Here is a 13,866-nt window from a genome sequence, read left to right as displayed (position 1 = left end):
ACAAATTATACTTTAGATTAACCAAATAACTATGTGGAAAGCAATTTTATTACCAACCAAATCCAACTTCGTTTTATGGGCAAATGCGCTCTTTCTGTTATTGCTTTTAGCCTTTAAATTAGCCGATCCGTTAACCATTGTTTTTGCCTATTTTTTAGAAACTATCGTTATTGGAATTATCCATTTGGCAAAATTAGCTCTGGTAAGCAAATACGGAAAAAAATCTACCGATCCAAATGCGCAACTTACCGGAATTCCGTTAATGCTCTTTTTTACTGTGCATTACGGTATGTTTGTAGCTATTCAATCTATTTTTGCCTTTACACTTTTTCAAGGCTCAGTTCCCGGGATTAAGGATGGTTTTTATTTACTTCACAACTACACCTATTTACTGAGTAGCGCAGGAATGCCTTTAATTTTGGCTTCTATTTTCATAAATAACTTAAGCTACTTTTACACAAATTTTATTAAAAATGAAAAGTATAAAGAGTACGCGCCAGATAACATTATGATGAAACCCTACGTACGTATATTTATACAACAATTTGTAGTGATTTTAGCATTCTTCTTTTTTATGCTTTCCAATGACGGTTACGTTGCCGCAATACTTTTAATACTGTTTAGGCTTTTTATAGATTTGGTATTGTTCTCTATAAAAAAAGACGGAAGGATGTTGGAGCTGCTCTCAAAAAAAATAGCAAAATCGCCAGAAGAATATTCAAAAATAGAAAAGCAGCTACAGGAATATAGCGAATAACCAAGGGGTCGTGGTGTTTTCAGATTCAAAAATCCACCCTTCAATCTTGCCATTTGTTTTTTTTCAGTACTTTAGGTAGCTGAACAAAAGCACTTATGAAAAAACTTTCGTGTATTGCACTTTTTCTAATATTCGGGATTTCCTCACTTTTTTCTCAGTCTGCACAAAAAAAAATAGACAGTTTAATGGTGGTTGCCGAAAGCTCAAACGACTCGGTGAGGCTCAGGATTTTTAATCGCGTTAGTTTTTACTACATTTTTAATGAACCGGTACGAGCGAAAAAATTATTGTTAAAAGGCATAAAAGCTTCACAGCAAAAAAACAATCCGTTTTCTGAGGCAGAACTTACTAATACGTACGGAATTTACTACGATGTTTCGGGAAATTCAGATTCGGCAAAATATTATTTTGAAAAAGCATTAGATATAAGCCAAGCCCACAATTATAAAACAATTACCATTATGGTAATTAATAACTTGGGCATGTTTCATTGGAATAAAGGCAATTATCAAGAAGCGTTATATTACTTTTTTCAAGCCTTAGAGATGAATAAAAGCGAAATTTCCAGTTCGTCTGCAGATACATATTATAGCAATATAGGGCTAATTTACCAGGAAATGGGCCTTCCGGACAAAGCCTTGGAATATCACAACCAAGCGCTAGAACTACGGCGTGCGATAGGAGATAAAAAGAATATTGCCATTTCGTTAAACAATATTGGAATTTCCCTGTCGCAGAAAAACAAGTATAACGAAGCTGAAAAAGCATTTAATGAAGCTGTAAAAGCAGCCGAAGAAGCAAACGAATACGGAGTGCTTTACAATACTTTAAACGGATTGGCCAATTTGCACATTGCAACGGGAGCTTACACCAAGGCAATTCCTATTTTACAAAAATCTATTTCGGAAAGAAACCGTTTGAATATTGAAAGACGGGCAAATCTTTCGGCAATTGCCAATATTATTTCGGCATATTTAGGCTCCGGGCAAATAAATAAGGCTAAAGATTATATTGAAACCGGAAATAACTTTTTAGTTGAATTTCCCGACCTTTTGGTTTCGGCCGTAGATTTTTACGGGGCCGCTTCCCAAGTGTATTTTATGGAGAACAACTATACTGAAGGAATGCGTTATTTTGAAAAGGCCCTTGCCGCAAAAGACAGTATTTTTTCTACTGAAAATGCCGAAAAAACCGCAAACTTAGAAACAAAATTTAAAGTTTCCGAAAGGGAAAGAGATCTTGCCGAAACACGTGCCAATCTTGCAGAAAGCGAACTAAAAGTTGAGCAAAAAAACACTTTTATTTTCGGGATGACGGCCTTGGTTTTAATACTTGGGCTTTTAGGATATTTATTGTACAATCAACAAAAATTAAAAAATAGACAGCTTAAAAAGGAAGGCGAATTAAAAACCGCCCTTGCAAAAATTGAAACCCAAAATCAATTGCAGGAACAGCGGTTGCGTATTTCGCGCGACTTGCACGACAATATTGGTTCGCAGCTCACTTTTATTATCTCTTCAATAGATAACTTGCAATACGGATTTTCAGAAAAAAATGAAAAACTGAACGAGAAATTAAATAGCATCAGCAAATTTACCGGGCAAACCATTTTTGAGTTGCGAGACACTATTTGGGCGATGAACAAAACAGATATTTCAATTGGCGATCTGCAGGCTCGCATTGCTAATTTTATTGAAAAGGCGGGTATAGCGAGCAATGTTAATTTTCAGTTTCACTTAGATAATTCTATAGAAAAGGAAATAGTTTATAATTCTATTCAAGGGATGAATATTTACAGAATAATTCAGGAAGCCGTTAACAACGCCTTAAAATATTCTGAAGCAACGGCTATAACCGTTCACTTTTCCAAAATGCTTCACACTGCTAAAACGAAAGGCAAAACTGAGTTTATTTATAAAATTGAAATAATAGACAATGGCAAAGGTTTTAATCCCGAAAAAATCACTTTTGGTAACGGTATTGCGAATATGAAAAAACGCACAGAAGACTTACGGGGAAAACTGGAAATAATTTCAGAAAAAGAAACGGGAACTACAATCGTTCTTAAATTTTAAGAAATTTATATTTTTAGTAATGCTGGAAGAGTAAATAGGGCAATTGCCCTATGGGCTATCACGTCGCGAATCTGTATTTTTATGTTTTAAAACCAGGTAAAACTATGTACTTGCAAATCGCCATATTATCGGTTTTATTGCTTTCCGTTATTGGGATTGTATTTTGGTTTTTACAGATGAAAAAAACAGAAATACAGACTCATAATCAAAAAATGGCGAACTTAGAAAATGCTATTTTTAAAAATTATAGTCAACTAAATTTTAGATCGCTTAATCTAAATAAATACGATTTTTTAAAGTACAATTTAGACGAGGCTTTGATTAAACAGCCAGACATAGCACTATAAATTATGGTTAGATTTCTACTTCTCTTCGCACTTTTCTACTGTTCTGGCAGCCTTTATTCACAACAAAAACAATCAATTGATTCCATTAATAAATTATATGTGCAAGGACTAAATATTCCTCAAGATTCTATAGTAGCCCTGTTTCAAAATAATGCCGAAAACGCCAGAAAAATTTCATATAAGCTCGGGATAGCAGATGCCTATTTTCAACTTTCTTTGGTATATGGTTACCAAGGCAATTATGAAGAAAGCACCAAAAATTCAATCGAGGCCATAAAAATTTATGAAAACGAGAACAAATTGGATAGACTCGCAGATTATTATGGCGAAATGGGCTATAGCTTAAAATACAGCGATCTGCCAAAAGCTTTGCAGTATATGCAAAAAGGAAAAGCCATTGCCGAAACCAATAATTTTGAAAACGAGCTCAAGGATATTTACAATAATTACGGCGTTTTAAAGGAAATTAATAATGAGTTGGACAGCGCGTTATTTTACTTCAATAAAGGTTTAGAAATTAAATTAAAACTAAACGATACCATTGGCGTTCCTTACAGCTGGAGTAATATTGCCGGTGTTTATGGGTTACAAGAAAATTTCCCAAAATCAAGGGAGTATTTTAACAAATCGTTGCAGCAGCGATTACTTTGGGCAGATTCACTGGGCATTGCCGAAAATTACACCCAGCTTGGAGAGGTGTTTTTAGCCGAACAAAAATGGCGCGATGCTATTCCGTTGATGCATAAATCGCTGCCAATTTCTTTAAAAAAGCAGTATCAGAACCTAACGCTGTACAATTATCAAAAACTGACTGATATTTATAAAAAGTTGAACAATGCAGATTCGGCCTTGTTTTATTTTGAAAAATATGCTACCCTAAAAGACAGTATTCACGGTCTAAAAATACAGGAGCGTATTTCGGCATTAAATATTGAGTTTGAAACCGAAAAAAAGGAAAACCAAATCTTACAACAACGCGCACAATTGGCCGAAAAAGATTTGGAAGTGAGACGTAAAAATAGTTTTATTTTCGGAAGTTTGGGTTTGGCGCTAATTCTCGGTTTGCTCGGCTATTTATTTTACAATCAACAGAAACTGAAAAATAGGCAACTTCAAAAAGAAGGCGAGTTAAAATCGGCTTTGGCAAAAATTGAAACCCAAAATAAACTGCAGGAGCAACGGCTACGCATATCGCGCGATCTGCACGACAATATCGGGGCACAGCTCACTTTTATTATTTCCAGCATAGATAACTTAAAGTTCGGATTTACAGACATCAGCGAAAAACTGAACCAGAAACTCGGAGGCATTAGCAGTTTTACACAACAAACCATTTACGAGCTGCGCGACACTATTTGGGCGATGAACAAAGAAAATATAACTTTTGAAGACCTGCAGACCCGCATCGCTAACTTTATTGAAAATGCCAAAAACGCATCAGAAAAGACTGATTTTTCGTTTAATATTGAAGAAAATGTAGATGAAACCCACATTTTTACTTCGGTAGAAGGAATGAATATTTACAGGATTATTCAAGAAGCCGTAAACAATGCACTAAAATACGCTTCGGCAGATGAAATTGAAGTTAACATTTCTGCAAAAGAAACCGCCTACAATATTGAAATCACAGATACCGGAATGGGCTTCGATCCGGAAAGCACACCGCTCGGCAATGGTTTGAACAATATGAAAAAACGGGCACGGGAAATAGGGGGCACACTTCAAGTTAAATCCTCCAAAAAGGGAACATCCATTTTATTGAACCTTCCGAAATAATTTTCAAGATTGAATTTATACGGCAATTGCCTTATTTTTAATCAATTTTGAAATGTCTATTTTTAGTATCTTTAAAACAACTAATCTGCCAAAGATGCTGAAAATTTCAATTGTTGACGACAATTCCTTCCTCATCCACGCCATAAAGGAAAAACTCTCCTTTTTTGAAGACGTTGTTGTAAAGCACACCTCGCTAAACGGGAGCGAGCTGCTTACAAAGTTGGGCGAAGATCACAACCTCGATCTTATTTTAATGGATATTGAAATGCCCGTGCTCAACGGCATTGAAACTACCCAAATGGTCAAGCAGAAATATCCACATATAAAAATAATTATGCTTACCGCTTTTGATAATGACGAGCATATCTTCAACGCTATAAAAGCGGGTGCCGATGGTTATTTGTTAAAAGAAATCAATCCGAAAGATTTATACGATGGAATCTTAGAAACCTTAAACGGCGGTGCGGCAATGAACCCTTCCATTGCGATGAAAACGTTGAAGTTGTTGCGAAACCCTATAGATATTCAAAATTTAAAGGACAAGGAAGAAATTTCGCTTTCCATCCGTGAAGTCGAGGTTTTGGAACAACTCAGTAAAGGGTTAAGCTATACTGTAATTGCAGAACATCTTTATCTCTCGCCCAGCACCGTGCGCAAGCACATAGAAAACATCTACAAAAAATTACAAGTACACAGTAAAATAGAGGCAGTTCAAAAGGCAAAAAATCATAATATTATTTAATACTCCTATCCCCAAAACTTTATAAAACTTTTGGCTATTTATTTTTGTGCCGCAAAGGTCTCTAATAATCTGTTGGAAGAGAAAAACTTTGGGGTCATTATATGCATTAAAAGGAAAATCTTAAAATAAATTGTAGTTTTAGGAACTTATTTTTTAACCTGAAATTATACCAAAAATGAAAAAGATTTTTACTTCAGTTTTTCTACTATTATTTGCCTTCCCCATCTTTTCACAGACGCAAAGTGAGGTTGTGGAAGCCATCCAAAAAGAAGCGTACGAAAATTCACAGCTCGAAATCCTTGCCCATGAATTGCTGGACGATATTGGCCCGCGCTTAGTGGGAACCCCTCAAATGCAACAAGCGCACGATTGGGCGGTTAACAAATATAAAGGGTGGGGTATTTCCGCAGAAAACCAACAATGGGGCGAGTGGAAAGGTTGGGAACGAGGGATAACCCATATAGACATGGTCTATCCGCGCGTTCAAACTTTAAACGGGATGCAACTGGCGTGGAGTCCCGGAACTTCATCAAAAGGTGTAACAGCCGAATTGATAGTACTTCCCGAGATAAAAGATTCAATTTCATTCAGAAAATGGCTGCCAACCGTCAAAGGAAAATTTGTAATGATTGCAATGAAGCAACCCACCGGAAGGCCGGACGATAATTGGAAAGAATGGGCCACACCCGAATCTTTTGAAAAAATGAAGACGGAAAGAGAAGAAATGACCAAAGAGTGGAACCAAAACATAAAACGCAGTGGCTACGACAGAAGAAGCATTATTCCTGCGTTGGAAAGTGCTGGTGCAGTCGGAATTATAGATTCATACTGGTCTAGAGGCTTTGGGGTAAATAAAATTTTTGGCGCGCGTACTAAAAAGATACCAAGCGTTGACATTCAGTTGGAAGATTACAGTATGCTTTACAGAATGGTGGAACACGGCGATAAGCCTAAAATTCATGTGGTTGCAGAGTCTAAAGATCTTGGTGTAGTGCCAACATTTAATACAATTGCCCAAATAAAAGGAACCGAAAAACCTGACGAATACGTAATTCTTTCAGCACATTTTGATTCTTGGGATGGCGGAACGGGAGCAACTGATAACGGCACGGGCACATTGGTAATGATGGAAGCCATGCGCATCCTTAAAAAAGTATATCCAAATCCAAAACGCACTATTTTAGTGGGCCATTGGGGTAGTGAGGAGCAGGGGTTAAACGGATCTTCCTCGTTTGTTGCAGATCATCCGGAAATTGTAAATAACGTTCAGGCGGTCTTTAATCAAGACAACGGAACGGGTAGAGCAGTGAGTATTAATGGCGCAGGATTTTTACAATCTTACGAATATATTTCACGTTGGTTAAAGGCAGTTCCAGATACTATTAGCAAGCATATAGAAACTACATTTCCGGGCAGACCATCCTCTGGCGGATCAGACAATGCGAGTTTTGTAGCTGCAGGCGCGCCCGCATTTAATTTAAGCTCATTGAGCTGGGATTACTGGAATTACACTTGGCACACAAACCTAGACACCTACGATAAGATTGTTTTTGACGATGTGCAAAGCAATGTAATTTTAGCTGCAATAATGGCTTATATGGCCTCGGAAGACGGATCAAAAACTTCGCGAGAGCAGATTATTTTACCAATAAATGATAGAACTGGCGAACAGCAAACTTGGCCAACACCAAGGGTTCCGGAACGGAAAGGAGGACTGTAAACCTTTCAAGTTGCAAAAAAAATAGAATCCCAAATTCCAATTAATACTATTGGAATTTGGGATTTGATTTTTAGAATTTATTTATTCTAATCAGTTCGAGCGCAGTCGAGAATTATTTAAGTTGGAAGGCTTTCTTTACTTCATCAACATAGTCCAACTTTTCCCAAGTAAAGAGTTCCACTTCTTTTTCCATTTTGCCGTTGTACGGGCTTTCAAAAGTTTTTGTAATAATTTGAGGTTCCCTTCCCATATGGCCGTAAGAAGCCGTTTCGGAATAAATAGGATTTCTCAATTTCAATCTTTTTTCAATTGCCGCCGGGCGCATATTGAAAATTTCAGCAACCTTTTTCGCAATTTCACCATCAGAAAGGTTTACATTTTTAGAATTGTAGGTATTTACTAAAATTGAAGTTGGCTCTACAACCCCAATTGCATAACTTACTTGAACTAAAATTTCATCCGCAACACCTGCAGCAACTAGGTTTTTCGCAATATGTCGTGCAGCATACGCAGCACTTCTATCTACTTTACTCGGGTCTTTTCCGCTAAAAGCACCGCCGCCGTGGGCACCTTTTCCACCGTAGGTATCAACGATAATCTTTCTACCCGTTAGCCCGGTATCGCCGTGTGGTCCACCGATTACAAATTTTCCTGTAGGGTTTATGTGATAAACTATTTCATCATTAAACAATTTTTGAACGTATTCGGGTAGCAATTTCTTTACTCTCGGCATTAAAATTTCCGTGATGTCTTTTTTGATTTTAGCAAGCATTTTTTCATCTTCATCAAACTCATCGTGCTGGGTAGAAACTACAATTGCAACAATTTTCTGCGGAATATTATCATCGCTATACTCAATTGTAACCTGGCTTTTCGCATCGGGACGAAGATATTTTATTTCAGAATTTTCGCGACGAAGCGCAGCCAATTCAATTAAAATTTTATGCGAAATATCTAACGCTAAGGGCATATAATTTTCGGTTTCCTTTGTGGCATAACCGAACATCATTCCTTGGTCGCCAGCGCCTTGTTCTTCTTTATTTGCACGATCAACACCTTGGTTAATATCTTGTGATTGCTCGTGAATTAGCGAAATTACGCCGCATGAATCGCCACTGAATTTATACTCGCCCTTTGTATAACCAATTTTGTTTATCACATCGCGCGCAATATTTTGTACATCAAGGTACGTGTTACTTTTTACTTCCCCGGCTAAAACAACTTGCCCGGTGGTAACCAATGTTTCACAAGCAACTTTACTCTCTGGATCAAAAGCCAAAAAGTTATCTAAAAGCGCATCGCTAACTTGATCCGCAACTTTGTCTGGGTGTCCTTCAGAAACACTTTCTGAAGTAAATAAATAGGCCATAATTTGTATTTAAAATTTTATAAAAAATTAAAACGACGTTGGACAAAATGACGTAAGATGTAAGACTAAAATTAATTGTTTAATTGATCTGAACATCCTAGTCTTAAGTCCTATATCCAAAAGTCTTATGTCATTTTCAAAAGATTTGACGAGCGCGCCAAAGGGAAGTTTTCACTGCCTTTAGCATTTTTAACCCCACATTTGTCGTTGGGTTTCAAACTTGAAAAGTCCAAGCTTGAAGAGGTTGCAATCAGTCAAATCTTTCCTCTTAAATTATCTTGGGCAAAAGTAGAAAAATTAAATGAAGTAGAATTTTATTTAAAGATTTTTGGCGAAATATTTGGGTATTAAATTTTTCCGACGCTATATTTGCACTCACAAAGTTCAAACCTTTATTGAAATGTTATCAAGAAAGGCCGAGGGAATAGACCCTATGACGCCTTAGCAACCCTTAAATTCCCGCGCAGGCGGGAATCTCATTTAAGAAGGTGCTACATTCTACAACAATTTTGAATTTTTTCTGAATTGGCGATAGATAACGACAAGACAATTTCTTTTCTGAAATTGCTTTTCATTTTTTCTTTTTAACATTTTTCTATTGAAGTTCGTCGTAAGGCGTATTTTGGCTTTTGTTTTAATTTTTTTATTAACTCAAAAAAACTAGAAAAATGAGTACACAAAACAATTTCGCAACAAACTTGTTGCACGCAGGACACGATGTAACCGCCAATGGAGGAACCAGAGCGGTGCCAATTTACCAGACTTCCAGCTACGTTTTTAAAAATAGCGACCACGCTGCAAACTTGTTCAATCTTTCTGAACCCGGATTTATTTATTCGCGCCTTAACAATCCAACTTGCGATATTTTGGAAAAACGTTTGGCGGCTTTGGAAGGAGGCATTGGAGCCGTTACTACTGCATCGGGTGCATCTGCCATTTCAACTGCATTATTAACGCTGCTTCGCGCTGGCGACCATATTGTGGCGTCCAGCAGTTTGTACGGCGGCACTTTCAATTTGTTAAATGTTACTTTACCGCGTTTGGGAATTACAACCTCTTTTATCGATGGTTCAAATCCTGAAAACTTTGGAAAAGCCGTAAAAGAAAATACTCGCGCAATTTTTATTGAATCGCTCGGAAACCCAAAGTTGGACGTTTTAGATATTGAAGCAATTGCAGCGGAGGCGAAAGCGAATAAAATTCCGCTAATCGTAGATAATACAGTCGCTTCCCCAGCTTTGTTGAACCCAATTGCGCATGGTGCAAATATTGTAATCCATTCGCTTACCAAATATATAAATGGTAACGGTACAACCTTAGGTGGCGCAATTATAGACGCCGGAAATTTTGATTGGACCAACGGAAAATTCCCGGAATTTACCGAACCCTCCGCAGGTTATCACGGTTTAATTTATTCCGAAGTTTTAAAGGAAGCTGCTTTTATCGGAAAAGTACGGCTCGAAGGGCTTCGCGATTTCGGTGCCGCGCTGAGTCCGTTTAGTGCTTTTCAAATTATCCAAGGGCTGGAAACTTTGGAAATTCGACTTAAAAAACACAGTGAAAACGCACTGGAATTTGCAAAGTGGCTGCAAAGTTGCGAAGAAGTAGCATGGGTAAATTATCCTGGTTTGGAGGATAATCCGTATTTCCAACTTGCCCAAAAATACCTGCCAAAGGGGCAAAGTGGCTTGGTTACATTCGGGGTAAATGGTGGTTTTGAAGCTGCTAAAAAAGTAGTTGATAACGTAAAGTTATTTTCTCTTTTGGCGAATATTGGCGATACAAAATCGTTGATAATTCATCCCGCAAGCACTACGCACCAACAGCTCAGCGAAGTAGATCAAGATTCGTCGGGTGTAAGCTCAGATTTAATTAGACTTTCAGTGGGTCTGGAAAATATTGAAGATTTAAAAGCCGATTTACAACAAGCCTTTAAAGCTATTTGTAAAGAGGAATTGGTATAACTATTCCCCATTTTAACTCTGAAATCAAATGGCTAATCTTTCAAATTTAGAAATTGAGGAATACACAACCCATAGCGGGTTTACAGTCAAGAACCTTTCATTAACATATCAGGTTTTTGGAAGGCAATTGGGTACGGCACCCGTAGTTTTAGTAACGCACGCCCTTACTGGAAACAGTAATGTTTGTGGCGAAAATGGTTGGTGGAAACGGTTAATTGGTGCTGAAAAATGTATCGATATTAACGAATATACCATTCTATCATTCAATATTCCGGGCAATGGTTTTGACGGTTTTTTAATTGAAAATTATGAAAATATCACCATTAACGATGTAGCGCAATGGTTTTTAATAGGATTGGAACAACTTAAAATATCAAAAATTTTTGCTGGTATCGGGGGTTCCTTGGGCGGAAGTATTCTGTGGCAAATGGCAGTTTTACAACCAAAATTGTTTCAGAATATAATTCCCATTGCAACCGATTGGAAAGCCACAGATTGGGTAATCGCACAGTGTAGAGTGCAAAAACAGATTTTAAATAATTCTGAAAATCCTGTTCACGATGCCCGCGTTCACGCGATGACATTCTATAGATCACCGCAATCTTTTAAGCAGAAATTTAATAGAAGTTTTAGTGAAACCACTCCCATTTTTAATATTGAAAGTTGGCTGCTGCATCACGGCAAATCCTTAAAAAATCGTTTTCAATTGCAAGCCTACAAAATGATGAATCATTTATTAACGACATCAAATTTTGAATCCGAAGAAATTTTCAGAGAAGTGGCTTCAAAAATTGAAGGAAACATTTATTTGGTTGGAATTGATAGCGACGGATTTTATTTAAACGAAGAAATAAAAGAAACATATTCTTTATTAAAACCGATAAAAAATAACGTGCATTTTGCCGAAATAAATTCCATTCACGGACACGATGCATTTTTAATTGAATACAATCAATTGGCGGGAATTCTGAACCCCATTTTTAACACAGAAGCAATTACAAAAACAATAAATTATGAGCACGCAAGTATTGGATAACCCAGTTATAAACCGAATTGATCTAAACACCATAAAAAAGAAAAAGATAAACATTGCCATTTTCGGCCACGGAAATGTGGGTAGCCATTTGGTGAACCAAATAATCTCCTCGAAAGAAGAAATTTCCCGAAGACGCGATTTGGAACTGAATATTTTTGCAATCGCAAATTCAAAAACGGTATTACTTCAACAAGATGGATTAACCAAAAACTGGATTGACGAAAAAATTGAATCTGGTAAAGAATACAATCCCGAAGAAGTTATTTCCTTCGCGAAAAACAACAACCTTCAAAACCTGATTTTAGTTGATAATACTGCCGATGCAAGCTTTGTGCGAAATTATTCAAATTTTGTTGAAAACGGTTTCCATTTGGTTTCTTCAAACAAAATTGCCAACACATTGGATTTGAATTTTTACAAAGACCTTCGCCAAAAACTGACTTCAAAAAAACGTCAGTATTTATACGAAACAAATGTGGGCGCAGGACTTCCGTTGATTGATACCATTAAATTGTTACACCTTTCGGGTGAAAATATCACACGAATTCGCGGTGTATTTTCAGGTTCGTTAAGTTATATTTTCAATACTTTTTCTGAAGAAGACAAATCGTTCAGCGCCGTCTTAAATTCAGCAATCCACAATGGGTTTACAGAGCCAGACCCGCGCGAAGACCTTTGTGGCAATGACGTTGGCAGGAAATTACTTATCTTAGCAAGAGAATTGGATTTGCACAATGAGTTTGAAGATATTTCCATTCAAAACCTGATTCCAAAGGATTTGCGAAAGGTTTCAAAAGAAGATTTTTTAAATCGAATACAGGAATTGGACGTTCCGTTTCAAATTAAAAAGAAAAACCAATCGAAATATTTTGTTTTCCGTTACGTTGCAGATTTGCACGGCGATTTGTCAAAGGAAACGGGGGCGCTGTTGGATGTGAGTTTGGTATCGGTTCCCAAAAATAGTATGTTGGGAGCGCTAAAAGGAAGCGATTCAATTTTTGAAATTTATACCGAAAGTTACGGCGACAACCCAATCGTTATCCAAGGCGCCGGCGCGGGAGCAGCGGTTACGGCTCGAGGTGTTTTCGGAGATATTTTGCGGATAAGTGATAAAGAAAATTAAACTTCCTGCAATGTTTTAAAAACCTTGTAGGTCTAATGAAAAATTCGATGAAAATAAATTTAGAAAGAAAAAACAACAACTATCTTTTTGGAGCGCTGCGATGCGAGATAAAAGACTAAACCTCCTGCAAGGTGTTCCTCGCTTTTTCAGCGAGGCTCCTTGTAGGTCTAAAGAAAAATAATGAAAGTTAACTTAGAAAGAAAAAACGACAATTACCTATTTGAAGCAAAAGGCGCTTCGGGCGTTCCTGTATTCATAGACAATAAAACCGACGAACCATCCAAAGGCGCAAGCCCAATGGAGCTTTTGCTGATGGGCGTTGGCGGTTGCAGCGCGATAGACGTTATCATGATTTTGAAAAAACAGCGACAGGAAATTACTTCTTATAAAATGGAAGTGGAAGGCCAGCGAAAGGAAGTGCGCGATGCAAAACCTTTTGAGGCAATCCACGTAAAATTGTATTTGGAAGGCAAAATTGACGAAGCAAAAGCCATCCGCGCGGCGCAGCTCAGTTTTGAAAAATACTGTTCGGTTTCCATCACCATGGAGGCTTCGGTAAAGATTTCGTACAGCATCGTTCTCAATGGGAATGTTATAAAATGACGAAAAGACGAAATGACGAAATGATGAAAAGAGGAAAAGAGGAAAAAACGAATTCTTTTATGTCCTTTCATCCTTTAGCGAAGCAGTCCTTTCATCTTTTAGCGAAGCGGTCTTTTGTTCTTCAGCCCAGCGGTCCTAAGTCTTTTCCAAAACTAAATTTTGTATTGTAAACTTTATAATGTTACTTTGCATCAGTTCATATTCATAGTTAAAAGTTATCAAGAAAGGCCGAGGGAATAGACCCTTTGACGCCTTAGCAACCTCCCGAACTTTCGGGGAAGGTGCTACATTCTACTTCTGCCGTAGCGGGGATAGATAACAAAAATAGGTTCTTCCTTCACCTTTCTTGATATA

The 13,866-nt window shown here is 37.4% G+C and carries 10 protein-coding genes, 1 pseudogene and 2 riboswitches; of the genes and pseudogenes, 10 read left to right on the top strand and 1 reads right to left on the bottom strand.

Annotation, left to right across the window (positions count from 1 at the left end):
* Positions 1-31 precede the first annotated feature (31 nt).
* From QCQ61_RS01555 to QCQ61_RS01530, 6 genes are all read left to right on the top strand, one after another.
* Positions 32-757, top strand: coding sequence for a DUF6498-containing protein (locus QCQ61_RS01555; RefSeq protein ID WP_279448964.1), 726 nt, complete (start codon positions 32-34; stop codon positions 755-757).
* Positions 758-852: 95 nt separating this feature from the next.
* Positions 853-2,832 carry a tetratricopeptide repeat-containing sensor histidine kinase gene (locus tag QCQ61_RS01550; protein ID WP_279448963.1) on the top strand — a complete coding sequence of 660 codons (1,980 nt, stop codon included), beginning with the start codon at positions 853-855 and terminating at the stop codon, positions 2,830-2,832.
* Between the two features lie 104 nt (positions 2,833-2,936).
* Positions 2,937-3,179 (top strand): hypothetical protein, encoded by a 243-nt coding sequence (locus QCQ61_RS01545; RefSeq protein ID WP_279448962.1) that lies wholly within the window; start codon positions 2,937-2,939, stop codon positions 3,177-3,179.
* 3 nt (positions 3,180-3,182) lie between these two features.
* On the top strand, positions 3,183-4,955 hold the full coding sequence (locus QCQ61_RS01540; protein WP_279448961.1) for a tetratricopeptide repeat-containing sensor histidine kinase: 1,773 nt from the start codon (positions 3,183-3,185) through the stop codon (positions 4,953-4,955).
* A gap of 94 nt (positions 4,956-5,049) precedes the next feature.
* On the top strand, positions 5,050-5,697 hold the full coding sequence (locus QCQ61_RS01535; RefSeq protein WP_279448960.1) for a response regulator: 648 nt from the start codon (positions 5,050-5,052) through the stop codon (positions 5,695-5,697).
* Between the two features lie 175 nt (positions 5,698-5,872).
* A complete protein-coding gene (locus QCQ61_RS01530) occupies positions 5,873-7,417 on the top strand; it encodes a M20/M25/M40 family metallo-hydrolase (protein ID WP_279448959.1) in 1,545 nt (514 codons plus the stop codon).
* Positions 7,418-7,529: 112 nt separating this feature from the next.
* Here the strand turns inward: QCQ61_RS01530 and metK are convergent, their stop codons facing one another.
* Complete coding sequence (metK, locus tag QCQ61_RS01525; protein WP_279448958.1) at positions 7,530-8,786, bottom strand: methionine adenosyltransferase; 1,257 nt, start codon at positions 8,784-8,786, stop codon at positions 7,530-7,532.
* A gap of 400 nt (positions 8,787-9,186) precedes the next feature.
* Positions 9,187-9,328, top strand: a riboswitch (SAM riboswitch).
* Between the two features lie 126 nt (positions 9,329-9,454).
* Between metK and QCQ61_RS01520 the strand changes: the two genes are divergently transcribed.
* From QCQ61_RS01520 to QCQ61_RS01510, 4 genes and pseudogenes are all read left to right on the top strand, one after another.
* Complete coding sequence (locus QCQ61_RS01520; RefSeq protein ID WP_279448957.1) at positions 9,455-10,750, top strand: O-acetylhomoserine aminocarboxypropyltransferase/cysteine synthase family protein; 1,296 nt, start codon at positions 9,455-9,457, stop codon at positions 10,748-10,750.
* Between the two features lie 28 nt (positions 10,751-10,778).
* Positions 10,779-11,786, top strand: coding sequence for an alpha/beta fold hydrolase (locus tag QCQ61_RS15525; RefSeq protein ID WP_431605801.1), 1,008 nt, complete (start codon positions 10,779-10,781; stop codon positions 11,784-11,786).
* A gap of 40 nt (positions 11,787-11,826) precedes the next feature.
* Positions 11,827-12,909 (top strand): annotated as a pseudogene (locus QCQ61_RS15520) (homoserine dehydrogenase family protein); the annotation flags it as partial.
* Between the two features lie 180 nt (positions 12,910-13,089).
* The gene (locus tag QCQ61_RS01510) at positions 13,090-13,512 is read left to right on the top strand and encodes an OsmC family protein (protein WP_279448956.1); all 423 of its coding nucleotides are present in this window, start codon (positions 13,090-13,092) and stop codon (positions 13,510-13,512) included.
* Positions 13,513-13,724: 212 nt separating this feature from the next.
* Positions 13,725-13,834: riboswitch (SAM riboswitch) on the top strand.
* The last annotated feature ends 32 nt before the right edge of the window (positions 13,835-13,866 follow it).

Origin of the sequence: Aequorivita marisscotiae, from assembly GCF_029814825.1 — a bacterium.
Lineage (GTDB): Bacteria > Bacteroidota > Bacteroidia > Flavobacteriales > Flavobacteriaceae > Aequorivita > Aequorivita marisscotiae.
Note: the sequence above shows the minus strand (reverse complement) of the source record. Positions and strands in the feature narration are given on the sequence as shown.